This is a genomic window from Haladaptatus sp. QDMS2, from assembly GCF_029338295.1.
Lineage (GTDB): Archaea > Halobacteriota > Halobacteria > Halobacteriales > Halococcaceae > QDMS2.
Genome location: NZ_CP119791.1, coordinates 1,862,322 through 1,888,534, shown reverse-complemented (window position 1 = coordinate 1,888,534; position 26,213 = coordinate 1,862,322). Strand labels below are relative to the sequence as shown.

The window sequence follows — 26,213 nt, the reverse complement described above, 5'->3', positions numbered from 1 at the left end:
CGCTGGTCGTCGGTCGCTAGTCTTTTGCCTCCGGACTTCAAGTCTGGAGGTATGTTTGGAGGAGGCGGACTCAACCCGCGAAAGATGAAGCAGATGATGAAGCAGATGGGCATCGAAGTCGAGGACATCGATGCAGAGGAGGTCATCATCCGCACGAAAGACGAAGACCTCGTGTTCACCGACGCGGAGGTCCAGCGCATGGACGCCCAGGGCCAGCAGACCTACCAGATCGTCGGCGAGCCCGAGTCCCGCCCGCGCGGTGCGGGTGACTCGACGCCTGCCGTCGAAGGCGACGCCGCTGGCGAACCAGAAGAAGATGCGTCCACGGAAGTGGATATCCCGGACTCAGACGTCGAAATCGTCGCCCAGCGGACGGGCGCGAGCGCGACGGAAGCCCGCGAAGCACTCGAAGCGGAGAACGGCGACCTCGCCGCCGCTATCTCCCGCCTAGAGTGACCGTCTTACTGGTCCACGGTTCTCGGGAGTACCTGCTCGAACCGGGTGAGGAGTTACAGACCGACCTCGGCGTCCTGCAGGTTCCCGACGACGTAGAACCCGGACAGACGCTCTATACGCACCTCGACGAGCCGTTCACGGTGCGCCGATTGCGTGGCCCCGACCTGTTCAACCACTTAGACCGGACGGGCGCACCGATGCTGCCTCGTGACATCGGCCTCATCGTCGGCACCGTCGGCATCGCTCAGGGTGACCGCGTGCTCGACGCTGGCACTGGAACCGGCGTCCTCTCTGCGTACATGGGCCGGATGGGAGCGGACGTGACGACGTTCGAGCGCAACGCGGAGTTCGCCGACGTCGCACGCGACAACATGCGTCTCGCCGGCGTCGAGGACATCGTGGACGTTCGAACCGGCGACATCACCGAAGAACTCGACGACCTCGGTGAGTTCGACGTGCTGACGCTCGACACGGGCGACGCAGCCAGCGTCGTCTCTCACGCGCCAGACCTGCTCGTGAGCGGCGGGTTCGTCGCCATCTACTCGCCGTTCGTCGAGCACACGCGCGACGCGGTGGAAACGGCCCGGGACGCTGGTCTCACCGACATTGAGACGGTCGAGACGATTCAACGCCGGATGGACTTCGACGAGCGTGGCTCTCGACCATCGACCAAGGGCGTCGGACACACCGGCTATCTGACGTTCGCGAGAAACAGCTAAGTCAGGTCCAGCCCGGCGAGGACGTGGCCTGTGGCGTTCGATTTTCGGTTGCGGATTGGGTCGTCGTTTCGCCACTCGACGAGTCGGTGGTGGACGTATTCTGCGTCGTCTCCGTATACTGAGTGGTGTCCGCGTTCGTCGTCGTGGCTGTCCCAGTGGTCGTCTCCGTACTGGTAGTCGTTTCAGTGGCCGTCGCCGTCTGCGTCTGTGTTGGCGTTGGTGTTCGTGTCTGCGTGGCCGTCGGCGTCGGGGTTCTGGTCTGCTGTGGAGTCTCCGTCGTGTTGTCGTTCGAGTCGTTCTGGGTCTCGTTCTGCGGGGTTTCGTCGTCCGGGAGGATGTCAGAAACGTTGCTCCGGCGGGCGTCGCGGTCCACAATCGTCTCGTTGCCGTCGATGACGAAAGTGAATGCCGCACCGAACTCTCCTTTCGCCACCTCGACGAGCAGGGTGTCGGTCACGTCCGTCTGGAAGGTCACGACGCCGTTTTTGTCGGTCCGTCCAACGCGGTCACCCTCCGCGAACACGAGTGCGTTGCGGACCGGTTCGTCCTCGTAGGTCACGGTCACCGTCGCGGTGCCGTTGTCGAGCGTCGCCGTCGCGTCCATCCCTCTGAGGGCACCCGTCTGTGGGGCGTCCGCGGCCGAATCGAACTCGAATTCGAGGTGGCCGGTCGCCTGTCCGCGGACGCCTGTGATGTTCACGTCGCCACTGGGAAGGCTCACTGCTACCTGCCCGTTCGAGTTCGTCTTGCCGACGTCGTTGCCGTTCACCGAGATGGTGACGCCTGGGGCAGCCTTGCCGTTCGAGAGCGCCTGAATCGTCACCTGCTCGTCGGGTGCGGGTGTGCCTTCGGCGACAATAACCGCCAGTTCGTCGGTTTCGTTCGTCTGGTTACTGGACGCATTTCGCCCCGAGAACTCCTCGTCGATGGCGAACACGTTGCCCGACGAGCCATCGACGTATACCGCTGCGTCGCCAGTGATGCCGTTCATCTCGTAGTCGAAGCGAAATTCGTAGAAGCCTCGGTCACGGTTGACGCGGGCGTTCATGAGCGTCCAGCCTAACTTCTGGCCTTGCAACACGGCGCGTGCGGATTTCAGCGCCTCGCCCTGGTTGACCGCGATGCTGTTGTCGTCGTCACGTGGCCGTTTTATCGTCCGCGAGCGCTCGCTCTCGTCCTTGTCGACGTTGATGGACAGCCCGTTGTCCGTCTCGAGGGTGACCTGCGCGTCGTTCGCGCCGAGGAACCGCTGTTTGAGCGCCGTCGCGCCCGGCCCGGTAATCGGTTCGAGGTGGATGCGAGCAGCAGCGATTGCACTCTTGTTCACACCGCCGGCAGACAGTTCGAGGTCAGAGAGCTGGTCGAGTCGCTGTTCCGCCTGGGCTAAACTTTCGAGGCAGTTCTCAGCCCGGGTGTTGAGAACCGCGAGTCGCTGGGCGTACTGGTTGCGCGTCAGCTCGTAGTCCTCGTACTGGGCGGTGACCCGGTCGTACCGGGCGCGAATCTGCGACGCCTGTCGCTCGAGACGCTGAATTCTGTTCGCGACGAGTTTCGCTTTCTTCGTGTCGTCGGACGATTCGACCTGTCGCTCGAACGCGTCGTCTTCGTAGGACGACTGGAGATTCTCGCCCGTCGTCGACATCATCGTCGAGAGTTGGGCGCCGACCGTCACCGACACGTTCGAATCGTTCTGTGCCGCCTCCTGAGCGGCATGTTCTCCGGTGGAACTTGACTCGAACGGGAGAGCCACGACGGGGGCGACCCCGCTTACGACGAGTATCGCCACGAGGAGCAACGAGAGGTTCTGACCCGTTCTCATTGTCAGTCTTTCACGCCTATTTCCTTATAAATGGTCTCTACCGTTTGTGATGGTTTAGATCGTTCATCGGTCGATTTCGGCTGGTATAAACTGTCTGACGGTCGTCTGACGCCCCTCTCGCGCGACCCAATTTGGGCCTTAGAACACTGCTAAACGGTCCTGAGGGGGGTTCTATTCATCGAACTGACCTGATGAGCGAAAGTAACGTTTGTTCATCTGTCCGCGGGTCAGTTGGTAGGTCGTCGGCTTCCGGCGGAAGGGTGGTCGGATAGAATCCGCCCGCGACGCGAAAGTCCGTGAGGCGCGGCCAGCAGGCGAGAAAGCCCGCGAGTGGCGGTTGTGCTGCCTCGTCGTCCCCGTGGCGCGCTTCGAGGCAGACGAGCGACGCCCGCTCGCCGGTGTCCACGCGAATGCGTTCTGTTCGGTCCCGAACCGTGGCCCGAACGCCTCGTTCCTCGAGGTCAGCGAGGAATTCCTCGCGCACGGCAGGCCAGACCGTCGGCATGAGCATCGCCGGGCCGATGCCGGGGGCAAGCGGCGGGCGGAAGGTGAGGCGCGTCGCGAAAAACAGCCGCCACGGGTGGTCGCTCCCGAGGCATCGCTGAAGCGCCACGTCTTCGTATCGCCGCGTCTCACCCCACACCTCCATCGTCGGGAGGGCGACGAGTCGCTCCTCGTCGCGTCCCGTTTGCTCCCACCCCTCAGGGAGTTTTTCGGTGGGGACGACTGGTCCCCGAGACGCCATCTCAGTGGTCGTCTTCGCGCCACTTGTGCTCGCAGTTCGTGCAGACGAAGAAGCGGGTTTCACTCTCGTCTGCAGAGCGAATCTGTTGCATGTACCAGTAGGCCTCGTCGTTCTCACACTGCGGGCAGTGGACCTTGGTCGTCGGCAGACCGCGGTCCTCTGCATCGCTCACGTCCACGATTTCGGAGGCCTCCTGGCTCTCGGTGAGGACGTAGTTCTTGCTCGCGTCTTTGAGCTTCGTGAAGTCACACTGGCTGCAGACCCATTCGCCGTTCTCTGCGCGCATCAGGGACCCGCATTCGTCGCAGAATTCCATACCACGGTTAAGAAACCGGGGTCATTTATATTGTCGGTTGTTTTCCCGGCGTGGAATCACCACACAGGGGTACGCAAAAATCCGTGCTCAGGCGTCGCCTTCGGACTGGCCGGGCTCGCCGACGGCGCGCACGGGCATGTAGGTGAGAAGGTCCGTCTGGAGGTCTTCCATCGTCTCGTACATCATACTCGGAGCTCGCTCGATGACGTTGCTGAGTTTCGTCTCCCCATCTGCGAGGAGGACCGTCACGTCCGAAAGCTCGGCCATGGCGTCAGTCCGCGAAATCGGGTACGACAGTTCGGCGAGCGTCCCATTGACGCGGCTCAGTTTTACGGTTCGTGCCATACCGCGTCCATCTCCGCCGACCGGTATTAGTATTCATCGATTAATCGTGATAAATTTGCGGCTCACGCTCGTCACGGACTGCCTACCTGGGAGTTAGGCGCGTCCATCCGATCCTGTTTTTTCACCAACAACTAACTACGTGTGAGTGGTAGACGCACACATGGTCGAGGTCCAAGCGCTTCAGGATGGCACGCAGGCGGGGATGGCGCTCATGGCGTTCTCCGTACTCGTGTTGCTCGCATCGCTGTTCGTCTCCATACCGAATCCCCAGCTGTCGGCGATGACCCTCGTGCTCGTGCTGGGTGTCCTCCTCATCGGGTTTTCGAAGGTCAGACCAGTCGTCTAGCCGCTTTCAAAACGGTTTTCGGCTGGTTTGCCATACGAGTGACCACGCATGGTCCTCGGAACCGACAGGCGTGTCCTCGTCCTCGCCCTCGCGCGAATGGCAGACGCTGTCGGGAACTCGTTTCTCATCATCGTCCTCCCGCTGTACCTCGCTTCCGACATCGTTTCCCTTCAGGGACTGCTCGGGGCGACCGTTCCGGGACTCGGCATCACCATCACCGAAGAACTGCTCATCGGGGTGTTGCTCTCGCTGTTTGGCTTCCTCAACTCCTTTGCCCAGCCGTTTACCGGACGCCTCTCAGACCGAACCGGCAAGCGTCGCGTGTACATCCTGTTCGGCCTCGTCCTCCTCGGGGCGGCGAGCGCGGCCTACGCCTTCGCCCAGAACTACGCGACGCTCGTCGTCCTCCGCGCGCTTCAGGGCCTCGGCGCGGCGTTCACCATCCCGGTCACCATCGCCCTCGTGAACGAACTCGCCACGACCGAATCGCGCGGCGGCAACCTCGGCGTGTTCAACACCTTCCGACTCATCGGCTTCGGGTTTGGCCCCATCGTGGCCGGCCTCGTCGTCGCCGCGGGCCCCTACACGCTCTCTGGATTCACCGTGAGTGGGTTCGACGCGGCCTTCTACACCGCCGCACTCGGCGCACTCGTCAGCATCGCGCTGGTCACGGTGTTCGTCTCAGACCCCGAAACGACCGAAGACCTCGCTAGCGAAGACCTCGCCTTTCAGGTGCGCGACCCGACCGGAAAACAGGCGCTCGACCCCGTCTTCGCGCTTGGCGTCGCGACGCTGTTCATGGGTATCTCCATCGCCCTGTTCGCCACCTTGCAGGAGAACGTGAACACCCGCCTTGGACAGGGCGAGTTCCTCTTCGGGGTGCAGTTCGCCGCCGTCATCATCGCGAACGTCCTCCTCCAGGTCCCCATCGGCCAGGCGAGCGACCGAATCGGTCGTCGTCCGTTCTTGCTCTGGGGGTTCGTCCTGCTCGCGCCCGCCGTCCTCGCCCAGGGACTCGTCACGGACTCGCTCACGATGATCGCCGCGCGCCTCATTCACGGCGTCGCCGTCGCAATGGTGTTCGCGCCGGGCCTCGCGGTGGCCGGTGACCTTGCAAAAGAGGGGCAGTCGGGGACGACGCTCTCCGTGCTGACGATGGCCTTTGGCCTCGGCACGGCGATTGGCCCGCTCGCCTCCGGCTATCTCGTCAGATTCGGCTTCGTCGTGCCCTTCGCGTTCGCCGCCGTCCTCTCGGTGCTGGCGCTCGCGCTCGTCTACTCGCAGGTCGAAGAAACGCTGCCCGCCTGATTATTCGAAGTCGGGGTCGCGCTTCTCGACGAACGCAGTCATGCCCTCGCGCTGGTCGTCGGTCCCGAACAGGGAACTCCAGATGCGCCGTTCGTAGGTAAGCCCCGAATCGAGCGTCATCTCGTGGACCTGATTCAGCGACTCTTTGGCCGCCTGCATGGCGAACTTCGGCTTGGCTTCGAGTTCTTTCGCCATGTCCATCACTCGCGAGGCGAGCTGGTCGTGGGCGACGACTTCGCCAACGAGTCCCATCTCGTTCGCATCCTGTGCATCGACGCGCTCGCCGAAGAAGACGAGTCTGCGGGCGAGTTCGTCGCCGACGATGCGCGAGAGGCGCTGCGTGCCGCCCCACCCGGGGATGATGCCGAGGTCGATTTCGGTCTGCCCGAGCACCGCCCGCTCGCTCGCGACGCGAAGGTCACAGGCGAGGGCGAGTTCACACCCGCCGCCGAAGGCGTAGCCGTTGATGGCGGCGATGACCGGCGCGGGGAACTCCTCGATGAGGTCTGTGACGCGGTGGCCCTTCTCTGCGTACTCCTGGCCCTCCGTCACGGAGAGGTCTTTCATGAACGAGATGTCCGCCCCGGCGACGAACGCCTTGTCACCCGCGCCGGTGAGGATGAGGACGCGCGCGCCCTCGTCTTTGGCCGTTTCGATGGCCTCCTTGAGGGCATCCAGTGTCTCCGTGTTCATCGCGTTCAACCGCTCTGGTCGGTCTACGGTAATCGTCGCAACCTTGCCGTCCCACTCCAGGTTCACGGTGTCCCATGACATGGAACAACCGACGGGAAGGGTCGGCTTAATCGTTCCCCCGCGGTCAGAAAGGCCAATGTACCACCACTTCGTACGGCGACGTATGACGCTGTCCGAGGAGGCAGAAAAGCGACTCGCCGACATCGTGGCGCTCCAGCCAACAAAGAACAAGGACCTCCAGAAACGCTGGGGGTTAGAGAGCGGGAGCGAAGTCCACCAGTATCTCGAAAAGGAACTGAAGGAGTACTACTACCGCGACGAGAACAGCCTCATTCGGGCGACGCCGGAAGCCGCGGAACTGGTCGGCGTCGACCCGGGCGTCGTCGACGAGGGCGACGGCCCGCGGGCGATTCGCGTCCCGCTGCTCCAGAAGCAAATCGTCGAAGTCGCCCCCGACCACGACGAAGAATCTGAGAGCGTCGTGTCGATTCTCCACCGGATTCGCGACGCCTTCGACGCCGACCCTGAGGTCGACGACGTGCGCTCGGGACTGCGGAGTTTAGAACAGAAAGGCGTCGTCGAAATCGTCTATCGGACCGTCCCAACCTTCCGGCTCGCGGTCGAGCGCGACTCGCTCACCGTCGAACTGCTCGACTAATCGACCAGTCCGGGGCGCTGCTCGCGGCGCTTGCGGTCGAGAAATCGCTTGATTGCCTTCCCCGGACCGCCCTCGATTGGCCACCCGCGCGTTCGCCAGGCGGGCGGTTCCGGCGAGAACTTCGGACACGACCCCGAACACTCGGCGCGCGTCGGGAACTTTTGCTTTGCCTCACACCACGGGAGCCACGTTTCCGCCTCGCGCTTCAGGGTGAAGTGCCGACAGTCGGGACGCATCGTGTCCGCGTACGAGCGCCATCCGCGTGCGTAGGCGCGCTCCGCGAGCGCGAGTCGCTTTTTGGCCTTCTTCTCTGGACCCAGTTCGTCCCCGCCGGGCGTCGTGCCGGGTTCGTCCACTGAGAGGCTGGTCGGATACCACTCGACGCTGGCGGCGGGAAACTCGACGGTCAGAATGCCGACTTCGACGGGCATGCGTTCGAGCAGCGCGGGTTCGATTTGTGCGCCGGTTCGCTCGGTCGCCACCCACACCTCATCTGCGAGCGCGAGGTTCGTATCTTTCTCCAGTTGGCCGCGCAGGGCGCGGGCGGCGCTCGCGTCGAGGTCGGGTTTGTTCTCGACGGCGACGATGCGCGAGACCCAGTCCGGGTACGGCGCAATCTGTCGTATCTCGATTTTGTTCCCGTTTCGCCGCGTCTGCAGGACGCCGCTCGCTGCGGCCTCGTGAATGGCTTCCCTGACGTAGCGCCACGGATAGCCCGGGTCGGGCAGCGCGTCCTGGTACCACGCCCAGTCTGCTGGCGCGTGCTGGACGACATCGAGAACGTTCCACGAGAGCGCGTCGGGGCCGAACAGGGCGCGCTGGCGAAGCAACTCTCGGGTCGATTCGACGACGATGGTGTCCCAGCGCCGCCCTCGCGTGCCGAGTTGTCGGGCGACGACAAAGGCGGCGTCCTCGCTGGCCGGACCGTCCGGTGGCCAGTGGCGTTCTGCCCACTGGCAGACGGCCAGTTCGAAGCTGAACTCTGAGTCGCCCGGCGCGTTCACGGCCCGTGGTTTGCACTGCGCAGACTAAGGCGTTCGCCCCGGCGACGGCTCAGATGTCGCCGTTCTGTTTCAGTTTGTCGAGGAAGGCGTGGGCGTCGCGGAGGATATCACGCGGTCCATCCTGGGTGATGGTGTTGATAGCCTGCTCGTAGTCGCGCCACTGGAGGTCACGGTGCTCTTTCGAGAGTTCCGCACTCGCCTCGAACGATTTGGCGATGAACAGGTGAACCGTCTTGTGGATGGTCTTCCCGTTCGCCTCGAACACGTAGTCGTAGTCTTCGCGAAAGCCGTCGATGAGGCGGAACTTGTTGATGCCCGCCTCCTCTTTGACTTCGCGAATCGCGGTCTGCTGGAGTTCTTCTTCTCCCTCGACACCGCCTTTGGGGAATTCCCAGTCCCCGGGACGGCTCTTCAGCAGGAGATATTCGCGGCGGCCCCTTGTATCGCGAAAAAGGATAGCCCCCGCGCTTGTCGCTTTTACAGCCATTACAGAGTGATACTGCGTGGTTGGTTAAAAGGTTTTCAAGGGAGAATTCACCCGGTGCTGTGCCAATTAGTCCCACGATTCTCCCGGCGGTCGGACACGTCTGGCGGCGAGAGATTTTGGATGAGTTTTTACGGGTTGAGCACACAGGGTAGTGATAACCGATTATCTATGAGTTTCACCACTACACTCACCCTCACGAGCGGGGACCGAACCGTCCTCGACGAGGTCGTGACCGACATCAAACGAACCGCGAATCGAAAAGGCGCCGCACTCCACGGACCACACACCAAGCCGACCGAAGTCCACGCCGCCCCGCAGGCAAAACACCTCCACCCAACCGGCGACTCCTATCCACAGTGGGAGTACACCGTCTACACGCGCGTCATCGAAATCGAGGGTCACGACGATTTCGCACGCGCCGCGACCCAGTGGGACTTCCCCGCTGGCGTCCACGTCGAAGCAGAAATCAAACAGGTTCGCGCGGCCGGTCGCTGACGTTCTTCTGCGAGTGACGCTTCCCAAACCCGGCAAGCGATGCGTGGGTCGGCAGCACGGTATTAAGCCGCTCCCCCCCTGAGTTTCATCCATGCAACAGTCCGTGCCTGACCACCTCGTCTCGCTGCGCCGCGACCTCCACCGCCACCCGGAACCCGCGTGGCGTGAGTTCTACACCACGAGCCGTATCGTGGACGAACTCGAACGCATCGGCGTCGACCAGCTTTACGTCGGCAAAGCTGCGCTCGGAACCGAACACGGCGACCTACGACTCGCGGTTCCAGACGACGACGTCCTCGACGAATGGTTCGAACAGGCCCGCGCCGAGGGCGCACGCGAGGACGTGCTCGAACAGACCAAGGGCGGGTACACCGGCGCGCTCGCGGTCCTCGAAAAGGGTGACGGACCGACTATCGCCCTCCGCGTGGACATCGACGCGCTGCCCCAGCGAGAGTCCGACGACCCGAACCACGTTCCGGCAGCGGAGGGCTTTCGGTCGGAACACGAGGGCGCGATGCACGCCTGCGGTCACGACGCCCACGTCACCTTCGGCATCGGCGTTCTGGAACAGATAAAAGAGAGCGACTTTTCCGGGACGTTCAAGCTGTTCTTCCAGCCCGCAGAGGAGGTCATTGGCGGTGGCAAGCCGATGGCGAAAAGCGGGCACCTCGACGACGTGGACTACCTGCTCGGCGTTCACGTCGGCTTGGACCACCCAACTGGCGAGGTCGTGGCGGGCATCGACGGCTTCCTCGCGGTGAACCACTTCAACGTGGAGTTCACGGGCCTGCCAGCCCACGCCGGGGCCGCTCCCGACGAAGGACACAATGCGGTGCAGGCACTCGCCACCGCCATCCAGAACTGCTACGCGATTCCTCGCCACCAGGACGGCGCGACCCGGGTGAACTGCGGCGTCGTCGGCGGTGGCACGGCCGCGAACATCATCCCCGAGTCGGCCTTCATGCACGTCGAGGTGCGCGGGCGGACGACCGAACTCATGGGGTACATGAAGGAGAAGGCAGTTCGCGTCATCGAGTCGGCCGCGGACATGTACGAGTGTGACGTGGAATTCACGGAAATCGGCGAAGCCCCGAGCGCGGAGAGCGACCAGTCGCTCGTCGACATCGTGAACGAAGTCGCCGGCAACTCACCGCTCGTCTCTTCAACGATGGAGCGCGACACGCTCGGCGGCAGCGAGGACGCGACGTTCCTCATGCAGGAGGTCCAGGACAACGGCGGCGAGGCAGCCTACGTCTGCATCGGCACGTCCCATCCGACGGGCCACCACACCGCGACGTTCGACGTCGAAGAGGAGAGCATCGACGTCGCGGTCGACGTGCTCTCTAAGTCGATTCTCGAAATCGCCGCTCGCCGTCCGTAGCCGCTGAAACGGCTTTGTAGGCTCCCGCCGTAGTTCCCGTATGGTGGGGGACCAGTACTCCCGGAGGGCCTTCCTCCGCACCGCAGCCACAGCACCGATTCTCGCAGCGACCGCCGCGACGGCGAGCGCACAGGAGACGACGCCGACGACGCACACCGTCGATATGACCGACGGACTGGTGTTCGCTCCCGATACGCTCACAATCTCGCCCGGTGACACCGTCGTCTGGGAAAACGTCGGCAACGTCGGCCACTCGGTGACCGCGTACGAAGATGAACTCCCGACGGACGCCGCCTACTGGGCGAGCGGCGGTTTTTCGAGCGAATCCGCCGCACGGTCCGGCTATCCACAGCAGGGGAACGTCGCCGGCGGGGAGTCTTACCAGCACAGGTTCGACGTCGAGGGGCAGTACGGCTACTTCTGTATCCCGCACGAATCGACTGGAATGCTCGGGCAAATCTCGGTGCAGGTCGGCGGTGCACCCACGCCCGGCCCCGCACCGCAACCGGTTCCCTCCGGCGCGGTCGTCATCGGCATCGCGACGACCATCGCGCTCGTCACCGTCCTCCTGTTCGCGTTCTTCCTGCTCAAGTACGGCGGCGATTACGAGGGTGACGATAAAGGATTTGCACGCCCCCGCTGAAGGGGAGGTATGCACGTCACCATCTTCGACACGGAGGTCACGATAGACGAGTCGCTCGTCGACGAATCGACCGCGGAAATCGAGCGACAGGTCCGTGAGTACGAGGCCGGCGAACGAACCGACTTCGACCTCACCGTCGCGTATCCCGACGACTACACCGGTCGCGTGATGCGGGCGATGAGCGAGATTCCCTACGGCGAAGTGCGGACGTACGGCGACGTGGCGTCGAGCATCGATTCGGGAGCGCGTGCGGTCGGCGGGGCGTGTGCGCGAAACCCGGTGCCACTCGTCGTTCCGTGTCACCGCATCGTCCGCACCGACGGTATCGGGAACTTCGCGTACCCGGGGCTCAAAGAACAGTTGCTCGGCCTCGAAGGCGCTGACGTTTAAGCTGCGTCTACCAACTCGAATTCGGCGAGTCGCACGCCGCACTCTTCGCAGACGAACGCGACCACGTCGAAGGCCCGACAGCACGACTCGACTACTTCTTCTCCGATTTCGACGGGGCCCCCGCAGGTCGGGCAGACGTCGAGGAAGATGCGAATCGCTCCGACCATCCGCGCCCGCGTCTGGAGGTCGTATCCGAGATACGACGGAAACTGAGCGACGAGCGTCTGGTGGGCCGCCACATCGGCGAGCAGTGCCGCCTGCGACTCCCAGTTGCCCACCTGCCGGTCGCCAGCGCGGACGACGATACGGTCCGGGCTGTCCTCGATGAAAAGCGGCCCGTCAGTTTCGAGGAAGGCCTCTAACGACTCGATTAGGGAGTCGGTACCGATGCTGGCGATGGCGTCGTCCCACGCCCGCCTGAAACTCCGACTCAGGACGAGGTCGTCGCCGTCGTCGCTCACGATGCCCACCGCACTGAGTTCTGTTTCGATGTCGATTGCGCCCTCGCGGGGCGGTTCACGGCGGCCATGCGTCCCGAATAGCCGGTGAATACGAGCCGGGAGGTAGCGTTTCGTGAGCGTCGGCGTGCCCGGGACGAGATAGCCCCGGAAATAGATGACCGAAAGACAGGCGACGAAGACGGCGAACGCGGCCCAGGTCGACCATGCCGTGAGCAGGGCGCTCGCTGCGCCAGCGATGGCGAGGTTCACGGCGGTACACGGGAAACAGCGATTCTCGCCAGTGTACGCCGGGTGTTTGAATCGAGTGAGAATGGCGGGTGTCATCACGGTGCGACGGAGGTGTCACACCAGTAGAAGCGAGCGAATGGCTTCGTTATGGCGTCAGTATTTGGGGTCCGCGCCGGTCGTCGCGTAGATGTCGTCCATGATGCGGTCGCGCTTGGTCTTCCAGGACTCGAAGCCGGTCGGCGAGGACGGGTAGGCTTCGTAGTGGGTCAATAGCTCGTCTGCGAGATTTTTCGTCTTGTAGAGGTCGTAGAGCGTCCCCCAGTAGCCGTAGCTTTTGAGCGCGGTCTGGAGTTTGAGGCCCATCCCGATGCTCGCGCTGCCCGAGTAGAGCGCTTCGGAGAGTTTGTCCATCGGCAGGGCGGCCATTAACCCCTGCAGCACGTCTGAGTCGTAGGCCGTCGTGAAGATGTTGTAGATGTCGAGGGCGGCGTAGCGTCCGCCGAAGTGCTCCATGATGCGGGTGTTGTACCGCCAGAGAATCTCCTCTGTAACCTCGCCCTGCTCGAGTGCCTTGATGGCCTGTTCGCCCGCGTACTTGCCGGCGTAGGCGGCCCCGGCGATGCCGCCGCCGGTGGTGGGGTTGACGTGGCCTGCGGCGTCACCGATGGCCATGTAGCCCTGGGCGACCGCCGAGTCGTAGGGTCGGCGGGTCGGGAGCGCCGCGCCGAGTTTGTCGGTGACCTTCCCGCCCTTGAACTCGGGGCGATTGCGCAGGTCCTGTTTCAGGTCTTCGACGAGCTTCATCGGCTGTTCGGTCATCTGGAAGCCGAGCCCGGCGTTGATTTCCGTGCCCGTCCGCGGGAAGTACCAGAGGTAGCCCGCCGCGCGCTTCGTCGGCTTGAACACGAGTGCGTCGCTCCACTCGACTTCGTTTGGTACCTCGATGATTTCGCGGTAGGCAGAACAGAACTGCGAGTAGGAGACGTTCGTGTCGAACGTAGAGCCGGTGAAGTCCACCTTGTCCTGGAGCAGCGAGAGCGCACCCGCCGCGTCGATGGTGATCTCCACGTCGTACTCCACCGCGTCACCCTTTCGTTTCCCGCGGAGACCCGTCACGCGGCCGGTCTCTTCCTGGGTCACGTCCTGGACGACGGTGTCGTAGTGGAAGGTGGCGCCCGCCTCTTTTGCGCCCTTGATGATGAGTCGTCCGTACTCCCAGCGGTCGATGACGGCGAGCTCCCCCGGAATCGGGATGTCGAGAACGACGTCCTCCTGTGGTATCTCGAACCGGCCGTGGTCCACGTCCGTGTTCGTGAACGCCGGCATTATCTTCTGCTTCGGAATGGCCTCCGGGAAGGCGTCTGCCCCCTTGAGCGCGTCACCGCAGGCGATGTGTCCCGCTTCCTGCTCCGTTTTTCGCTCGACGACGACGACGTCGTAGCCCGCCTTTGCGAGCGTCGCCGCGGCGTAGCAACCCGACGTGCCTGCGCCAACGATGGCAACGTCAGGAGAATACGTGGTCATGCACACGACTGCTCTCCCAACGGAGAAAACTCTTTATCTTGGCTCGGTCGTTCGATTCCGACCTTTCGAGGGGGACGTGGTTGCCACCTGCCTACATAAAGAGTAAAGGTGCGCTCTTTCGTAGGAGGTGCTATGACCGATTACACCGTCGAGTTTGTCGGCACGGGCGAGGAGATCACCGTCTCCGACAAGCAAACCATCCTCAAGCGATGTCTCGAAGAGGGGATTGCCCAGGAGTACTCCTGTCGCGTCGGCATGTGTCTCGCCTGTTCTGCCGAAATCGTCGAGGGCGACGTGGCCCAACCGGCCGCCCGCGGCCTCACCGACGAGGAGCGCGAGGACTTCGCGCTCACTTGCATGGCTCGCCCGCTCTCGGACCTGAAGCTCGACCGCGGCAAGTACCCGCCGAGCATCGAAGACGACGCTACCTCCGACGCGAGTGCAGAACCCGCCGCCGCAGACGACTAATCCGACGGTTCTCTCGATTTCACCACCCGCGGAGCTGGCGACTTTTCAAACCCCGTGTATAGCCGTAGACGGACTGAAGGTGTGTCCCTGAGTCACACGGATAGATGTCTTACGACCGACCCTGGTTTCGCGAATACGAGCAGTTCGGTATTCCAGAGACGCTCGCCCCCTACCCCGACGAACCGGTCCATTCGCTGCTAGAACAGGCCGCAGAACGCTATCCAGCGCAGGGCCTGGTGCAGTTCGGCCAGCAGTACACCTTTCCTGAGGTGCTCGACCACGTCGAACGACTGGCCACTGCACTGCGCGACCGCGGCGTGGAGAAAGGGAGCAGAGTCGCCACAATTCTGCCGACCTCGGCGCAGTTCGTCATCGCGGACAAGGCCATCTCGCGGGCCGGCGGGGTCCACATCCCGAACGACTTCCTCGACGCAGAGGAGGATCTCGTCTATCGCCTCGAACGGGGCGACCCGGAAGTCCTCATCGGCCAGGACAAACATCGCGAACTGGTCCTCTCGTTGCGGGACGAACTCGGCCTCGACGACGTGATTCTCACCGACATCGAAGACTACAGTCAGGACCCGCCCGTGACACACGACGAGGTGCCGGGCGTCGAGTGGTTGCCCGAGGTCATCGCGGAGACCGACCCGAACCCTCCCGACCTGGACTTCGACGTAGACGAGGACGTTCACACGCTCCTGTTCACCGGGGGCACGACGGGCCTCCCGAAGGGGTGTATGCTGACCCACAAAAACGTGCTCACGAACGCTTATCAGGGAGTGGCCAGCCAGTCACAGATGGCGAACATGATGCGCGGCGAGGAGTCGGCGGTGATGGCGCTGCCGATGTACCACTCCTACGGCTACTCGGTCACGAACGTGCTCCTGGAATTGGGGGTGAATCTACTGGTCGTCCCCGACGCCCGGGACACGGACCAGATGGTCGAGTACATCCAGGAGTGGCAGGCCATCATCATGCTCGGCGTGCCGACGCAGTTCATGGAAATCGTGAAAGGAGAACTTGACACAGACGTCATCGGTATCTCTGGCTCTGCCCCGCTCGCGGACGAGACCAAACGCCAGTTCGAGGAAAAGAGCAAGGGCGTCTCGCAGGGCTACGGACTCTCCGAGATGTCCCCGATTACCACGTTCAACACGCGCGGCTTGCAGGACATGCTCCTCGGTCGGGACACCCGCGAGGATGGGTTCGACAAACCGACCATCGGCGTGCCAGTTCCGGATACGGAAATCAAACTCGTGGACGTGGACTCCGGCGAGGTGATTCCGCTGGACGAGGCCGTCGCCGAGGAGCGCGAGGGCGAACTCTACGTCAATGGCCCCCAGCGGATGAAGGGCTATCTGGACGAGTCGAAAAATCCCTTCGACGACGAGGGGTACGTCAGCACTGGCGACATCGCGATGCTCGACTCGTGGGGGCGGCTGTACATCGTTGATAGAGTCAAGCACATGATTAACGTCAGTGGGCTCAAGGTGTACTCAGAGGAGTTAGACGAGATTCTGTTCGGCCATCCGGCGGTCGAACGACCGGCCACCGTCGGCGTTCCGGACCCAGAGCGGCCCGGCAGCGAGCGCGTGAAGGTGTTCGTCGAACTCGACGAGGCGTACGACGGAACCGTCGAAGCTGGAGACATCGTCGAGTTCCTCGACGGAAAGGTCGCCGCCCACGCCGTTCCGAGCGAGGTGGAATTCGTAGACGAACTCCCACTGACCGACATCGGGAAGACCGACAAGAAGGCCCTGAAGGAGCGTGCGGCTTGACGAGTCTGACCGCTGACGAAACGATGATAAAAAGGGCCTGCGAAGGCCCGTATATGAAGAACGTAGACGACCTCATCGAGAGTGCGAGCGAACTCGCGAACCACGGCCTCTCGAAAGGAGAAATCGCGGACGAACTCAACGTCTCCCGGGAGACGGCGAAGTGGCTGGTCGAACAGAGCGAAAAGCAGTCGCGACAGACGCAGACGCGAGCGCAACCCAGTGCGGACGCGAGTCCCGACGACATCCACGTCGATTGGAGTTCGCTCGGACGCAACAGTCAGCGACTGAGTTACACCGCGAAGACGATGGCCAACGTCCTCGGCGAGGCCGCAGAGCAAATCGAGTTGACGGTCGGCATCGAGAAGGCGGGCGTCCCGCTCGCCACCGCCGTCGCTCGGTCGCTCGACACGGAACTCGCCGCCTACGCACCCGCGAAACACCGCTGGGAGAGCGGCGACATCGAAGAACAGGACCTGGGCGGGAGTTTCTCACGGAACTTCGCGCAGGTTCGGGGTCGCAAGTGCGTCATCGTGGACGACACCATCACGAGCGGGACGACGATGACCGAGACGATCGAGGCCGTAGAGGAGGAAGGCGGCGAAGTCGTCGCGTGCGTCGTCCTCGTGGACAAACAGGGCGTCGAGGAACTGGAAGGCGTACCGGTTCACTCGCTCGTTCAGGTCATGCGGGTCGATCGGTCCTGAGAACGTTCCGCCCAATCTCTTTAGGGGAAATCTTCTTTTAAGGGCGTAGAGTATGCCACAGCGACTCACAGAATCAGGGGTGATTCAGGGACGGCGCTCGTGGGGCGTGCGCCGCGAACGGGTCATCGACGCAAGGATTTTAGACCGCGAGCGGGTACCGTTGGGTATGACCTTTCAGCCCGGCGAGTCACTGAGTCAAGACGAAGTAACGGAACGCGTAGACAGCGCCATCGAGGAAAACGAGGTCGTCCTGTTCATGAAGGGTAACCGCCTCATGCCCCAGTGTGGCTTCTCGAAACGCGCCGTCCAGCTCATCGGCCAGTACCGCGAGGACTTCGAGACGGTGGACACCCTGGCCTCGCTCGACGAGTTCCGCGTCGCACTCAAGGCCCACAGCGGGTGGGAGACAATTCCACAGACCTACGTGAACGGCGAGTTCATCGGCGGGAGCGACATCCTCGCAGAACTGGACGAACGTGGAGAACTCGAGGCAGCACTCGACGCCTGAACTGTCGCGTTCGAAACGCGAGATTCGCCTGCCGGCAGGCTGATTGCCGGCGTGTTCTGGGCGGCGAAACCGAAAGGGTAGCCCATATAAGCCCCGAACACCTATGTACAGACGACCCCATACGGAGCCGCTGTCGACTCCGTTTGACGCCCCACACTCATGACCAGCCGCGTATATCGACTCCACTCGACGCTCGAACTGCCACTCGAGGATGTCCACGAGTTCTTCGAAAGTGCCGACCTGCCAGAAGAAATCTCAGACATCGACATCACTCGACGCAATAACACCCTTATCATCAGTGCGGTTGCCGCCGATGACAGCATCAGCAAGTACACGCCGACGGCGCAGCTGAAAGCAAGCGTCAGCGAGAACCGCGTGTACGAAGTTCCACTCGACGAGTGGAACAAAGCACAGCGGGGCGGCGCACCAAACTGGGGTGCCGCAGAGCAGGAGGAACAGGAAAAGCCGCCGTCCGAACTCGTCGAGTACGCCTGCTTCAAGGGCGACCGCGAGACGGTGCTCCAGAATACGGCGCTCCAGTACCCGATGTTCGAGGTGCTGTGTGAACTCGCGAAAATCGCAGAGAAGGGGACGCTCACCGCGATTTCCGCCATCGACGACGAACTCGTCGCGACGCGCATCGTCGACGGTGAGGAGCGACCGGCCTCCATCGACGTCGTCGAAAACCCGACCGAAGACGCCGCCTCGAAGAAGGGCGTCAACTGGCGGGACAACAAGTTCATCTCGTAAGTTTCACTCGTTCTTTCCATCGCTCGTGTGCCCGTGAGCGCACGCGCCGGGCGACCCCTGTGTGTCATTATCACCCGTTTTCAGGCCGTAACGCCTTTTACAGTCCTAATTATATGCAATTATGAAGATGGCACAGAGCTTCCCCGACTACGTCAACGCAGACTACACCGACGGTGAAGGCGAGAGCGCCGAGGACTATCCCTCGATCGAGCACAAAATCGAGAAGGCAATCGAAGTCACGAAGAAGGGCTTAGAGGAGTACGAGAACCCCGCAATCATGTGGACCGGCGGGAAGGACTCCACCCTCGTCCTCTACTTCGTCAAAGAGGTCGCAGACCGATTCGACCTCGAAATGCCCCCTGCGGTGTTCATCGACCACTTCCAGCACTTCGACGACCTGCTCGACTTCGTCGAACACTGGGCCGACGAGTGGGACTTAGAGGTTATCTACGCCCGCAACGACGACGTGGGCACCCTCGCAAACGAGCCGGGCGATACCATTAACGTCTCGGACCTGAACGAGCAGAACCAGCACCACGTCCGCAACATCCTCGAATACGAGGAGGACACGTTCCCGTTCCTGCTCGACACCTACGTCGGCAACCACCTGCTCAAGACCGTCGCGCTCAACAACGCGTTAGAAGAGTACGACATCGACGGCGTCATCTCCGGCATCCGCTGGGACGAGCAGGAAGCCCGTGCCGACGAGACGTTCTTCAGCCCACGTCACGACCCGGACATCTACCCGCCACACGACCGCATTCAGCCAATCCTCCAGTTCGACGAGGCGGACGTCTGGGAGGCGTTCTGGAACTTCGTCGTCCCGGAGACGGTCGCAGACTACCCGGACGAGGGCTACGTGCCACAGGACTACGACGACCTGCCAAACGGTCTGACCCACAAGGACGTGCCGGTCAGCCCGAAGTACTTCGAGGGCTTTCGCAGCCTCGGCAGCGAAGTCAGCACCGAAAAGAGCGACACCGAGCCTGCATGGCTGCAGGACTTGGACAACACGACCGAGCGCGCGGGCCGCGCCCAGGACAAAGAGGACCTGATGGAACGCCTGCGCGACCTCGGCTACATGTGAAGTCGGTCACGTAGACCGCTTCCCCCGCCGTGTGTCATCCCACGGCAGGTACTCTCGGCGGACGCGGTGGCACACGCGGCCTCTGCAGGGAGGCCAACGCCTGACGGGTGGGTCCGTCCGGTGAGTATGGTTGGGTAAACCGCCACCGATTCGCCAGTTTTCCGTTCACAACCCTCGTTAGCGACAGCACCGTCACGCGGTTCAGGCGGGCAAAGAGACCCTAACGTTCCGGTAGGCAACCCATACCAATATCGTGCGAGCGCACAAACTACAGTACCAATGCCTGAAGGGTTTCCCTCGTATCTCAGCGTGGACTACGAAGACGGCCGCGGCCAAAGTGGTGCAGACTACCCGAGCGTAGACGAGAAGATTGCGAAGGCAATCGAGGTCACGAAGACCGCCCTCTCTCAGTACAAGAACCCGGCCATCATGTGGACCGGCGGGAAGGATTCCACCCTCGTCCTCTACTTCGTCAAAGAAGTCGCAGCGGAGTTCGGCTACGAGATGCCGCCCGTCGTCTTCATCGACCACTACGAACACTTCGAGGACGTGACGGCGTTCGTCCACCGCTGGGCCGAAAACCTCGGTCTCGAACTCATCGTCGCGCGCAACGAGGACTTCGCTCGTCTCGGGGCGACGCCCGGCGACGAGATTCCCGTCGCCGACCTGAACGAGCAGAACCAGCGCGAACTGCGCGAGCGACTCGACCACACCGCGGACACGTTCGTCTTCTCCGCGGACTCCTACGCGGGCAACCACCTGCTCAAGACCGTCGCGCTCAACAACGTCATCACCGAACACGACATTGACGGCGTGTTCTCCGGGGTGCGCTGGGACGAACAGGACGCCCGCAAGAACGAGACGTTCTTCAGCCCGCGCCACGACTCCGAGAAGTACCCGCCACACGACCGGGTGCACTCGATTCTCCAGTTCAACGAACGCGCCCTCTGGGACGCCTTCTGGTTCTACCTCGTGCCCGACCTCGTGCCCGAGTACCCACAGGAGGGCTACGTGCCACAGGGTTACGACGACCTGCCGAACGGCCTGACGCCAGAAGACCTCCCCGTGGGGCCGAAGTACTTCGAAGGCTTCCGCAGCCTCGGCACCTCGAAAGGCTCTGCGAAGAGTGAGGACCGCCCCGCGTGGCTGCAGGACTTAGAACACACCACCGAACGCGCCGGTCGCGCACAGGACAAGGAAGGCCTCATGGCCCGCCTGCGCGACCTCGGCTACATGTAAGGGTTCTTCGAACGAATTTTTCACGAACGTTGGGAATGATTTATTTCCTCCTTTCGTGATGGTGAAACGTGATGGGAGTTCACAACCTCCACGAGTACGACGCAGTGTGCGACTCTTTCGATTGGTCCGACATCTTCGACGAGGCAGACTGGGATGCACCCGACTCGCTCAACATTGCCCACGAGGTGTGTGACCGCCACGCCGAAAATCGCGAGAAGGTGGCCCTCTACTACGCCGGCAAAGACGGCGAGCGCGAGACGCTCACCTTCTGGGAGCTCGCTCGCCAGTCGAATAAGTTCGCGAACGTTCTCGCCTCCCTCGTCGACGAGGGCGACCGCGTGTTCTCGTACATGCCCCGCATCCCCGAACACTACGTCTCGCTCGTCGGGACGCTCAAGACGGGCGCGGTCTGGGGCAGCGTGAACGAACGCTACGGGCCGGACGGCATCGCCTACCGCCTCGACGACTGCGACGCGAAGGTCGTCGTGACGTCGGCGGCGAACCGCGAGACGGTCGGTCGGGCACTCGAAGACGCCCCCTCGGTCGAACACGTCATCGTCGTCTCCGAAGACGGGACGGGCATCAAGAAAGGCGACCTGAGTTTCCACGCCGAACTCGACGGCGCGAGCAGGCACTTTGACGTCGCCGAGACGAGCGGCGAGGACAACGCGCTGCTCTACTACACGAGCGGGACGACGGGCCGGGCAAAAGGCGTCCTCCACAAGCACCGCTGGGTCGGTGGCGTCGCCGCGACGCAGAAGTTCGCGGTGGACCTGCAACCGGGCGACCTGTACTGGTCGACCGGCGACCTCGGATGGCTGACCGGCCCGATAAATACGCTCGGTGCGTGGTACTGGGGCGCGAGTCTGTTCACCTACGAGGGCGAGTTCGACCCCGAGACGTGGGCCGGCCTCCTCGACGAGTACCCCATCTCCGTGCTGTTCAGCGTGCCGACGGCCTACCGGATGCTCCGCGAACATCAGGACGTTCTCGACGGGACGGGCCTGAACCTGCGCCACGCGCTCAGCATCGGCGAACCGCTCAGTGCGGGCGTCGTCGAGTGGGGTGAGGACGTCCTCGGCGTCACCATCCACGACACCTACGGCCAGACCGAGACGGGGAACATGATTATCAACAACTACCCGACGATGGAACTGCGCCCCGGCAGCATGGGCAAACCGCTGCCCGGCATCGAAGCCGACGTGGTAGACCCGGAGACCGGCGAACCACTGGAACCCGGGGAAACGGGTGAAATCGCCCAACGTGGCGAGTACCCGTGTTTCTTCGCCGAGTACTGGAACCAGCCCGAAAAGACCGAGAACTGCTTCAAAAACGGCTGGTACCTCTCGGGCGACGTCGCCCGCAAAGACGAAGACGGCTACTTCTGGTTCGAGGGCCGCGGCGACGACGTCATCATCTCCTCGGGGTACCGCATCGGCCCGTTCGAGGTCGAGAGTTCGCTCGGCGAACACCCCGCCGTCGCCGAATCCGCCGTCGTGCCAAAACCCGACCAGAAGCGCGGCCACGTCGTGAAGGCGTTCGTCGTCCTGAGCGAGGGAACCGAACCGAGCGAAGACCTGAAGGAGGATATCCGCCAGCACGTCCGCAACGAACTCGCGGCCCACGAGTATCCCCGCGAAATCGAGTTCGTCGAGGACTTACCGAAGACGGTAACAGGGAAGATTCGCCGCACCGAACTGCGCGACGGCGAGTAGGGCGGAAACCGTTTTCCGGCCACCGCGTGTACCTCTCGCCATGTCCGAGGAGTCGGTATACTTTCGTGAAACACAGCGGTTCAGACAGCCGTGGCTCTGGGTGCTCCTCGTCGGCCTCACCGCACTGCTCCTGTGGGTCGCGTTCACGGAGACGGAATCGTTGGGCGAGCGTGTCCTCGTCGCTGCGCTCGGCGTCGCCTTTCCGCTGTTTTTCGTCGTTCTCGGCCTGCAAACGGAGGTCAGAGCCGACGGGGTTCACCTTCGCTTTTTCCCGCTCCACCTGACCGAACGGCACGTCCCGGCGAGTGACCTGACGGGCTTCGACGCCCGCGAATACCGCCCGCTGTCCGAGTACGGCGGGTGGGGGATTCGCCGCGGGCGAAACGGCTGGGCGTACAACGTACAGGGAACTGACGGCGTCGAACTCAGGTACGACGGAAAGACACTGCTCGTGGGGACACAGCGGCCCAAGGAGTTCGTTGCGGCACTGAATCGGATGCGGCAGTAACGTTACTTCGGCCGGAGGAGGTCGGCGATGGTGACCAGAATACCGAGGAGCCAGCCGAGTGGAACCGCGATGCCGAACCACATGCCGACGTAGGCGACGCCCTCTAAGTCGTACTTCGTCCGGATGTACGTGTTGAGGTCGCCGACGGTGAGCAGATTGTCGAGAATCCACTTCGCGAGCGTCGTGCTCTGGGGGAAGATGGCGTCCGCGAGGGTCGGCGAGTAGAGCGCCGCGACGACGGGTGGCAGGAACAGCGCCGTCATCCCGAACGGATAGGCGAGCAGGACGGTGGTTCCCCGCCCGCCCGCACGACTGGAGAGGACGGCCAGCACGGCCGCGACAGTGGCGACGACGCTCGCGGCGGCGACGGCAATGAATCCATCCGCAGAAAAGCGCATCCTTGCCAGTGCTGTGAGTGCTCCCCAGACGACCAGCGAGAGGAGGAGGACGCCGAGGACACCGAGGCGCGTGGCTGTCCCGTCTATCTTGCGAGTGTAGAACCGCGTCATGTAGCCGAACAGAGCGAGCGGGTAGAAGATGGCGACGAGTGGCGCACCGAGCGCACCCCACAGCCGGTAGGAGACCTTGCCGAGGGTGTTGTTCGGTCGCCACTTGCCGAGAACGGTGTGTTCGGTGTCCAGTTGGCGCGGGAACACCAGTTCCATCCACGTCTCGTGTAATCGCTTCAAATCGACGCGGATGCCCGCGAGGACCCCGTCTTTTCGTTGACCGACCGACATTGAAACCGAATTTCGGGCGAATGCCCTTAACTGTCCACCTTACCCGCGGGTAAATCGCCCGCCTACCACGGCGCGAACGACGGGTCGACCTTGCGTTCCGTGCGGTCGAGTTCGTCGATGGTCGTCACTTCCAGCTCCGAGAGCTCGAAGTCGAGTGAGTGCCAGTTGTCTCGGACGTGCTCCTCGCTGGTCGCCTTCGGAATGGCGGTGACGCCCTTCTCGCGGAGCCACGCGAGGCTGACCTGCGCCTCGCTCACGCCGTGGTCGTCGGCGATGGCCGAGAGTTCAGGGACGTCGAACACGTCACCGCGGGCGAGTGGCGAATAGGCGACGAGTTCGATGTCGTTCTCCGCACAGTACTCGCGCAGTTCGCGTTGGGGGAGCAGCGGGTGCATCTCGACCTGATTCGCGAATATCTCTTTGCCGGGGCCGAGTGCCTTCTGTGCCGCTTCGAGTTGCTCCGGTTCGAAGTTGCTCACGCCGATGCGGTTGACTTTGCCGTCGTCGTAGAGCGCTTCGAAGGCCTCGAGGGTTTCTTCTGCGTCGTATTCGTCCGCTGGCCAGTGGACGTACAGCAAGTCGACGTAGTCGACGTTGAGTTTGTCGAGGCTCTCTTCGGTGGACTTCACGACGTCCTCTGGCGAGAGGTTCTCGATCCAGACCTTCGTCGCGAGGAAGATGCTGTCGCGGTCGACGTCGGCCATCTCGATGCCGCGGCCGACGCCTTCCTCGTTGCCGTAAATCTGGGCGGTGTCGATGTGTCGATACCCCATTTCGAGGGCAGTTTTCACGCTCTCTGCACACTGGCGCTGGTCGTCGTTCTCCCAGGTGCCGAGACCGAGAATTGGCATGCCGCCGACACGGGGACAGTCGTCACTTGTTGGGTTGCTGGTAGGGTCAGCCATCGTCACCCGACGCTATGGCTTCGACGGGAAAATGGGTTGGGGCCGCGGTCAGTACTTCGGATTCGCGCCGGTAATCTTGTAGACGTCGTCCATGACGGCGTCACGCGATTTTCGCCAGGATTCGAAGCCGCTCGGGTCGGTGGGGTACTCCGCGTACACGTCGCGCAGTTCGCCGGCTTTCTGCTGGACCTTGTAGAGTTCGTAGAGGACGTTCCAGTGGCCGAACGTCTTGAGTGCGGTTTTGAGTTTGAGGCCGAGCCCCATCGACGCCGTTCCCTCCTTGCCGAGCGCGTCGAGGAGTTGTTGGCCGGGCAGGGCGCTGATGACGCTCACGAGGTCGTTTACGTCGTGTGCGCCGCCGAAGATGTTGTAGAGGTCCATTGCGGCGAAGCGACTGCCGAAGTCGTCCATCACGCGCTTGTTGTAGTTCCATAGGTTGGATTCGGTCACGTCGCCTTCGCTGATTGCCTCGATGGCTTCGAGGGCGGCCCAGTAGCCGGCTTTCGCCGCGCCGGGAATGCCCCCGCCAGTGGTCGGATTCACGTGGCCCGCGGCGTCGCCGACGGCCATGTAGCCGTTTGCCGTCGCCGAATCGTAGGTTCGGCGGGTCGGGAGCGCCGCGCCGAGTTTGTTCTTGATTTTCGCGCCCTTGAACTCGGGGCGGGAGCGAATGTCCTTTTTCAGGACTTCGACGAGCTTCATCGGCGGCTTGTTCATCTGGAAGCCAAGCCCGACGTTGATTTCGGTTGGCGACCGTGGGAAGTACCAGAGGTAGCCCAATTCTTCGGTCGGCTTGAATACGATTGCGTCGTGGTAATCGACCGGTTCCTTCGTGATGAGCACCTCGCGATAGGCAGAACAGAACTGCGAGTAACTCACCTTCGTATCGAACGTGGTGTCAGAGAAGTCCACCTTGTCCTGGAGCAGCGAGAGCGACCCGGCGGCGTCGATGACGACTTCTGCGTCGTAGTTCTTCACGCTTCCCTTGCGCGTGGCGGTGACGCCCGTGACCCGGCCTGCGTCGTTCTGGACGACGTCCTGGACGACGGTGTCCCAGTGAATCTCCGCGCCGGCGCGCTCTGCTTCTTCGAGCAGAACTTCGCCGTAGCGTTTGCGGTCCACGACGGCCCCCGGCGACCGGAACGGGATGTCGAGGTTCTTGTCCGTAACCGGGTTCTCGAAGCGGGCCTTCAGGATGTTCTCGTTGGTGAACGACTCCGCCCGGAGATAGTCCCGGTCGATGACGTCGGGGAACGTACTTTTCCCCTTGATTGCGTCACCGCAGGCAATCATCCCACCCTCCTCCTTCGACTTTCGCTCCAAGATAGCGACAGAGAGACCTTCGTTCGCAGCCGTCGCGGCCGCAAAGGTCCCGGAGGTGCCACCCCCAACTATGATAATATCGTAGCGTTCGGCTGCCATTGTTCGCACTACACTGTCGGGTCTTAAAAAAACGACGTATGTGACCCCGCTAGAGGGACGTTTCACTCGCGAATTGCGCGGGAATTTCTCAGCGAACGGGACGAACGTTGCCCAGCAACGTTTTGTTAACTCAACAACATATACTCACACGGCGGTGTCGCCCGGTCCACGACACGCCTTGGAAACCCCCATGGGACACATCGAACTACACGGCAGTGGCATGAATAGAACAATCCCGGTAGACGGCCTTTCGGGTATCATCACCATCGACATCTCCGGCGACGAGTCGCGGGTCGTCCTCCCCGAAAACGTCACCGTCGAGCGGCGAGACGCGTCGCTCGAAGCGGAGTGAAAAAACGAAAAACCAAACC

31 protein-coding genes are annotated in these 26,213 nt (G+C 62.7%); 19 read left to right on the top strand and 12 right to left on the bottom strand.

Features of this window, described 5'->3' with window-relative positions; genetic code table 11:
- Positions 1–51: 51 nt before the first annotated feature.
- Complete coding sequence (locus P1M51_RS10305; protein ID WP_276248118.1) at positions 52–456, top strand: nascent polypeptide-associated complex protein; 405 nt, start codon at positions 52–54, stop codon at positions 454–456.
- Positions 453–1,175, top strand: a complete 723-nt coding sequence (locus P1M51_RS10300; protein WP_276248117.1) for a tRNA (adenine-N1)-methyltransferase — start codon at positions 453–455, stop codon at positions 1,173–1,175. Before P1M51_RS10305 ends, P1M51_RS10300 begins: the two co-directional genes overlap by 4 nt.
- Before the next feature lies 1 nt (position 1,176).
- Here P1M51_RS10300 and P1M51_RS10295 read toward each other — a convergent pair whose 3' ends face one another.
- From P1M51_RS10295 to P1M51_RS10280, 4 genes are all read right to left on the bottom strand, one after another.
- Positions 1,177–2,994 (bottom strand): hypothetical protein, encoded by a 1,818-nt coding sequence (locus P1M51_RS10295; RefSeq protein WP_276248116.1) that lies wholly within the window; start codon positions 2,992–2,994, stop codon positions 1,177–1,179.
- 175 nt (positions 2,995–3,169) lie between these two features.
- Positions 3,170–3,739 carry a hypothetical protein gene (locus P1M51_RS10290; RefSeq protein ID WP_276248115.1) on the bottom strand — a complete coding sequence of 190 codons (570 nt, stop codon included), beginning with the start codon at positions 3,737–3,739 and terminating at the stop codon, positions 3,170–3,172.
- A gap of 1 nt (position 3,740) precedes the next feature.
- Positions 3,741–4,055, bottom strand: coding sequence for a transcription factor S (locus P1M51_RS10285; protein WP_276248114.1), 315 nt, complete (start codon positions 4,053–4,055; stop codon positions 3,741–3,743).
- Between the two features lie 87 nt (positions 4,056–4,142).
- The gene (locus P1M51_RS10280) at positions 4,143–4,400 is read right to left on the bottom strand and encodes a hypothetical protein (RefSeq protein ID WP_276248113.1); all 258 of its coding nucleotides are present in this window, start codon (positions 4,398–4,400) and stop codon (positions 4,143–4,145) included.
- Positions 4,401–4,560: 160 nt separating this feature from the next.
- Between P1M51_RS10280 and P1M51_RS10275 the strand changes: the two genes are divergently transcribed.
- Together P1M51_RS10275 and P1M51_RS10270 are read left to right on the top strand one after the other, a co-directional pair.
- Entirely contained in the window at positions 4,561–4,746 is a 186-nt protein-coding gene (locus tag P1M51_RS10275; protein WP_276248112.1) for a hypothetical protein, read from the top strand.
- 48 nt (positions 4,747–4,794) lie between these two features.
- A complete protein-coding gene (locus P1M51_RS10270; RefSeq protein WP_276248111.1) occupies positions 4,795–6,054 on the top strand; it encodes an MFS transporter in 1,260 nt (419 codons plus the stop codon).
- On the opposite strand, the gene P1M51_RS10265 is transcribed toward P1M51_RS10270, so the two are convergent.
- A complete protein-coding gene (locus tag P1M51_RS10265; RefSeq protein WP_276248110.1) occupies positions 6,055–6,828 on the bottom strand; it encodes an enoyl-CoA hydratase/isomerase family protein in 774 nt (257 codons plus the stop codon).
- 82 nt (positions 6,829–6,910) lie between these two features.
- Here P1M51_RS10265 and P1M51_RS10260 point away from each other — a divergent pair, with 82 nt between their 5' ends.
- Complete coding sequence (locus P1M51_RS10260; protein ID WP_276248109.1) at positions 6,911–7,405, top strand: DUF5797 family protein; 495 nt, start codon at positions 6,911–6,913, stop codon at positions 7,403–7,405.
- Here P1M51_RS10260 and P1M51_RS10255 read toward each other — a convergent pair.
- Both P1M51_RS10255 and P1M51_RS10250 read right to left on the bottom strand, forming a co-directional pair.
- A complete protein-coding gene (locus tag P1M51_RS10255) occupies positions 7,402–8,409 on the bottom strand; it encodes a DUF5787 family protein (protein ID WP_276274437.1) in 1,008 nt (335 codons plus the stop codon). The genes P1M51_RS10260 and P1M51_RS10255 overlap by 4 nt on opposite strands.
- Positions 8,410–8,458: 49 nt before the next feature.
- The gene (locus P1M51_RS10250) at positions 8,459–8,896 is read right to left on the bottom strand and encodes a bis(5'-nucleosyl)-tetraphosphatase (RefSeq protein WP_276248107.1); all 438 of its coding nucleotides are present in this window, start codon (positions 8,894–8,896) and stop codon (positions 8,459–8,461) included.
- A 168-nt stretch (positions 8,897–9,064) separates the two neighbouring features.
- Here P1M51_RS10250 and P1M51_RS10245 point away from each other — a divergent pair, with 168 nt between their 5' ends.
- From P1M51_RS10245 to P1M51_RS10230, 4 genes are all read left to right on the top strand, one after another.
- Positions 9,065–9,391 (top strand): uS10/mL48 family ribosomal protein, encoded by a 327-nt coding sequence (locus P1M51_RS10245; protein ID WP_276248106.1) that lies wholly within the window; start codon positions 9,065–9,067, stop codon positions 9,389–9,391.
- Between the two features lie 91 nt (positions 9,392–9,482).
- Positions 9,483–10,772 carry an amidohydrolase gene (locus tag P1M51_RS10240; RefSeq protein WP_276248105.1) on the top strand — a complete coding sequence of 430 codons (1,290 nt, stop codon included), beginning with the start codon at positions 9,483–9,485 and terminating at the stop codon, positions 10,770–10,772.
- A gap of 40 nt (positions 10,773–10,812) precedes the next feature.
- A complete protein-coding gene (locus P1M51_RS10235; RefSeq protein ID WP_276248104.1) occupies positions 10,813–11,415 on the top strand; it encodes a plastocyanin/azurin family copper-binding protein in 603 nt (200 codons plus the stop codon).
- Positions 11,416–11,424: 9 nt separating this feature from the next.
- On the top strand, positions 11,425–11,805 hold the full coding sequence (locus P1M51_RS10230; RefSeq protein WP_276248103.1) for a methylated-DNA--[protein]-cysteine S-methyltransferase: 381 nt from the start codon (positions 11,425–11,427) through the stop codon (positions 11,803–11,805).
- Here P1M51_RS10230 and P1M51_RS10225 read toward each other — a convergent pair.
- A complete protein-coding gene (locus tag P1M51_RS10225; RefSeq protein ID WP_276248102.1) occupies positions 11,802–12,590 on the bottom strand; it encodes a hypothetical protein in 789 nt (262 codons plus the stop codon). The two genes, P1M51_RS10230 and P1M51_RS10225, sit on opposite strands and share 4 nt — an antisense overlap.
- 57 nt (positions 12,591–12,647) lie before the next feature.
- Positions 12,648–14,018, bottom strand: coding sequence for a geranylgeranyl reductase family protein (locus P1M51_RS10220; protein ID WP_276248101.1), 1,371 nt, complete (start codon positions 14,016–14,018; stop codon positions 12,648–12,650).
- Positions 14,019–14,150: 132 nt separating this feature from the next.
- On the opposite strand from P1M51_RS10220, the gene P1M51_RS10215 reads away from it, so the two are divergent.
- From P1M51_RS10215 to P1M51_RS10175, 9 genes are all read left to right on the top strand, one after another.
- Positions 14,151–14,486 carry a 2Fe-2S iron-sulfur cluster-binding protein gene (locus P1M51_RS10215; RefSeq protein ID WP_276248100.1) on the top strand — a complete coding sequence of 112 codons (336 nt, stop codon included), beginning with the start codon at positions 14,151–14,153 and terminating at the stop codon, positions 14,484–14,486.
- 104 nt (positions 14,487–14,590) lie between these two features.
- Entirely contained in the window at positions 14,591–16,264 is a 1,674-nt protein-coding gene (locus tag P1M51_RS10210) for an AMP-binding protein (RefSeq protein WP_276248099.1), read from the top strand.
- 53 nt (positions 16,265–16,317) lie between these two features.
- Complete coding sequence (gene gfcR / locus P1M51_RS10205; RefSeq protein WP_276248098.1) at positions 16,318–16,968, top strand: transcriptional regulator GfcR; 651 nt, start codon at positions 16,318–16,320, stop codon at positions 16,966–16,968.
- A 166-nt stretch (positions 16,969–17,134) separates the two neighbouring features.
- Positions 17,135–17,476, top strand: a complete 342-nt coding sequence (locus tag P1M51_RS10200; RefSeq protein ID WP_276248430.1) for a glutaredoxin — start codon at positions 17,135–17,137, stop codon at positions 17,474–17,476.
- A gap of 159 nt (positions 17,477–17,635) precedes the next feature.
- Entirely contained in the window at positions 17,636–18,226 is a 591-nt protein-coding gene (locus P1M51_RS10195) for a hypothetical protein (protein ID WP_276248097.1), read from the top strand.
- Positions 18,227–18,353: 127 nt separating this feature from the next.
- Complete coding sequence (locus tag P1M51_RS10190; RefSeq protein ID WP_276248096.1) at positions 18,354–19,313, top strand: phosphoadenosine phosphosulfate reductase family protein; 960 nt, start codon at positions 18,354–18,356, stop codon at positions 19,311–19,313.
- A 279-nt stretch (positions 19,314–19,592) separates the two neighbouring features.
- On the top strand, positions 19,593–20,552 hold the full coding sequence (locus P1M51_RS10185; protein ID WP_276248095.1) for a phosphoadenosine phosphosulfate reductase family protein: 960 nt from the start codon (positions 19,593–19,595) through the stop codon (positions 20,550–20,552).
- A gap of 71 nt (positions 20,553–20,623) precedes the next feature.
- Positions 20,624–22,267: an acyl-CoA synthetase gene (locus P1M51_RS10180; protein WP_276248094.1), complete on the top strand. Its 1,644-nt coding sequence runs from the start codon at positions 20,624–20,626 to the stop codon at positions 22,265–22,267.
- A 40-nt stretch (positions 22,268–22,307) separates the two neighbouring features.
- Entirely contained in the window at positions 22,308–22,775 is a 468-nt protein-coding gene (locus P1M51_RS10175; RefSeq protein WP_276248093.1) for a hypothetical protein, read from the top strand.
- 2 nt (positions 22,776–22,777) lie between these two features.
- On the opposite strand, the gene P1M51_RS10170 is transcribed toward P1M51_RS10175, so the two are convergent.
- The 3 genes from P1M51_RS10170 to P1M51_RS10160 form a co-directional block, all read right to left on the bottom strand.
- On the bottom strand, positions 22,778–23,515 hold the full coding sequence (locus P1M51_RS10170) for a hypothetical protein (RefSeq protein ID WP_276248092.1): 738 nt from the start codon (positions 23,513–23,515) through the stop codon (positions 22,778–22,780).
- Between the two features lie 62 nt (positions 23,516–23,577).
- A complete protein-coding gene (locus P1M51_RS10165) occupies positions 23,578–24,420 on the bottom strand; it encodes an aldo/keto reductase (protein WP_276248091.1) in 843 nt (280 codons plus the stop codon).
- A gap of 48 nt (positions 24,421–24,468) precedes the next feature.
- A complete protein-coding gene (locus P1M51_RS10160; RefSeq protein ID WP_276248090.1) occupies positions 24,469–25,842 on the bottom strand; it encodes a geranylgeranyl reductase family protein in 1,374 nt (457 codons plus the stop codon).
- A 220-nt stretch (positions 25,843–26,062) separates the two neighbouring features.
- Here P1M51_RS10160 and P1M51_RS10155 point away from each other — a divergent pair, with 220 nt between their 5' ends.
- The gene (locus P1M51_RS10155) at positions 26,063–26,194 is read left to right on the top strand and encodes a hypothetical protein (protein WP_276248089.1); all 132 of its coding nucleotides are present in this window, start codon (positions 26,063–26,065) and stop codon (positions 26,192–26,194) included.
- Positions 26,195–26,213 lie beyond the last annotated feature (19 nt).

Excerpts from the sequence above, each read along its gene's own strand:
- P1M51_RS10295 (WP_276248116.1), bottom strand. The coding sequence starts at position 2,994 with ATGAGAACGGGTCAGAACCTCTCGTTGCTCCTCGTGGCGATACTCGTC.
- P1M51_RS10170 (WP_276248092.1), bottom strand. The coding sequence starts at position 23,515 with ATGTCGGTCGGTCAACGAAAAGACGGGGTCCTCGCGGGCATCCGCGTC.
- P1M51_RS10160 (WP_276248090.1), bottom strand. The coding sequence starts at position 25,842 with ATGGCAGCCGAACGCTACGATATTATCATAGTTGGGGGTGGCACCTCC.
- P1M51_RS10290 (WP_276248115.1), bottom strand. The coding sequence starts at position 3,739 with ATGGCGTCTCGGGGACCAGTCGTCCCCACCGAAAAACTCCCTGAGGGG.
- P1M51_RS10260 (WP_276248109.1), top strand. The coding sequence starts at position 6,911 with ATGACGCTGTCCGAGGAGGCAGAAAAGCGACTCGCCGACATCGTGGCG.
- P1M51_RS10210 (WP_276248099.1), top strand. The coding sequence starts at position 14,591 with ATGTCTTACGACCGACCCTGGTTTCGCGAATACGAGCAGTTCGGTATT.
- P1M51_RS10305 (WP_276248118.1), top strand. The coding sequence starts at position 52 with ATGTTTGGAGGAGGCGGACTCAACCCGCGAAAGATGAAGCAGATGATG.
- P1M51_RS10250 (WP_276248107.1), bottom strand. The coding sequence starts at position 8,896 with ATGGCTGTAAAAGCGACAAGCGCGGGGGCTATCCTTTTTCGCGATACA.
- P1M51_RS10245 (WP_276248106.1), top strand. The coding sequence starts at position 9,065 with ATGAGTTTCACCACTACACTCACCCTCACGAGCGGGGACCGAACCGTC.
- P1M51_RS10240 (WP_276248105.1), top strand. The coding sequence starts at position 9,483 with ATGCAACAGTCCGTGCCTGACCACCTCGTCTCGCTGCGCCGCGACCTC.
- P1M51_RS10195 (WP_276248097.1), top strand. The coding sequence starts at position 17,636 with ATGACCAGCCGCGTATATCGACTCCACTCGACGCTCGAACTGCCACTC.
- P1M51_RS10230 (WP_276248103.1), top strand. The coding sequence starts at position 11,425 with ATGCACGTCACCATCTTCGACACGGAGGTCACGATAGACGAGTCGCTC.
- P1M51_RS10270 (WP_276248111.1), top strand. The coding sequence starts at position 4,795 with ATGGTCCTCGGAACCGACAGGCGTGTCCTCGTCCTCGCCCTCGCGCGA.
- P1M51_RS10265 (WP_276248110.1), bottom strand. The coding sequence starts at position 6,828 with ATGTCATGGGACACCGTGAACCTGGAGTGGGACGGCAAGGTTGCGACG.
- P1M51_RS10180 (WP_276248094.1), top strand. The coding sequence starts at position 20,624 with ATGGGAGTTCACAACCTCCACGAGTACGACGCAGTGTGCGACTCTTTC.
- P1M51_RS10225 (WP_276248102.1), bottom strand. The coding sequence starts at position 12,590 with ATGACACCCGCCATTCTCACTCGATTCAAACACCCGGCGTACACTGGC.
- P1M51_RS10200 (WP_276248430.1), top strand. The coding sequence starts at position 17,135 with ATGACCTTTCAGCCCGGCGAGTCACTGAGTCAAGACGAAGTAACGGAA.
- P1M51_RS10275 (WP_276248112.1), top strand. The coding sequence starts at position 4,561 with ATGGTCGAGGTCCAAGCGCTTCAGGATGGCACGCAGGCGGGGATGGCG.
- P1M51_RS10280 (WP_276248113.1), bottom strand. The coding sequence starts at position 4,400 with ATGGCACGAACCGTAAAACTGAGCCGCGTCAATGGGACGCTCGCCGAA.
- P1M51_RS10185 (WP_276248095.1), top strand. The coding sequence starts at position 19,593 with ATGCCTGAAGGGTTTCCCTCGTATCTCAGCGTGGACTACGAAGACGGC.
- P1M51_RS10175 (WP_276248093.1), top strand. The coding sequence starts at position 22,308 with ATGTCCGAGGAGTCGGTATACTTTCGTGAAACACAGCGGTTCAGACAG.
- gfcR (WP_276248098.1), top strand. The coding sequence starts at position 16,318 with ATGAAGAACGTAGACGACCTCATCGAGAGTGCGAGCGAACTCGCGAAC.
- P1M51_RS10235 (WP_276248104.1), top strand. The coding sequence starts at position 10,813 with ATGGTGGGGGACCAGTACTCCCGGAGGGCCTTCCTCCGCACCGCAGCC.
- P1M51_RS10285 (WP_276248114.1), bottom strand. The coding sequence starts at position 4,055 with ATGGAATTCTGCGACGAATGCGGGTCCCTGATGCGCGCAGAGAACGGC.
- P1M51_RS10215 (WP_276248100.1), top strand. The coding sequence starts at position 14,151 with ATGACCGATTACACCGTCGAGTTTGTCGGCACGGGCGAGGAGATCACC.
- P1M51_RS10220 (WP_276248101.1), bottom strand. The coding sequence starts at position 14,018 with ATGACCACGTATTCTCCTGACGTTGCCATCGTTGGCGCAGGCACGTCG.
- P1M51_RS10155 (WP_276248089.1), top strand. The coding sequence starts at position 26,063 with ATGAATAGAACAATCCCGGTAGACGGCCTTTCGGGTATCATCACCATC.
- P1M51_RS10190 (WP_276248096.1), top strand. The coding sequence starts at position 18,354 with ATGGCACAGAGCTTCCCCGACTACGTCAACGCAGACTACACCGACGGT.
- P1M51_RS10165 (WP_276248091.1), bottom strand. The coding sequence starts at position 24,420 with ATGGCTGACCCTACCAGCAACCCAACAAGTGACGACTGTCCCCGTGTC.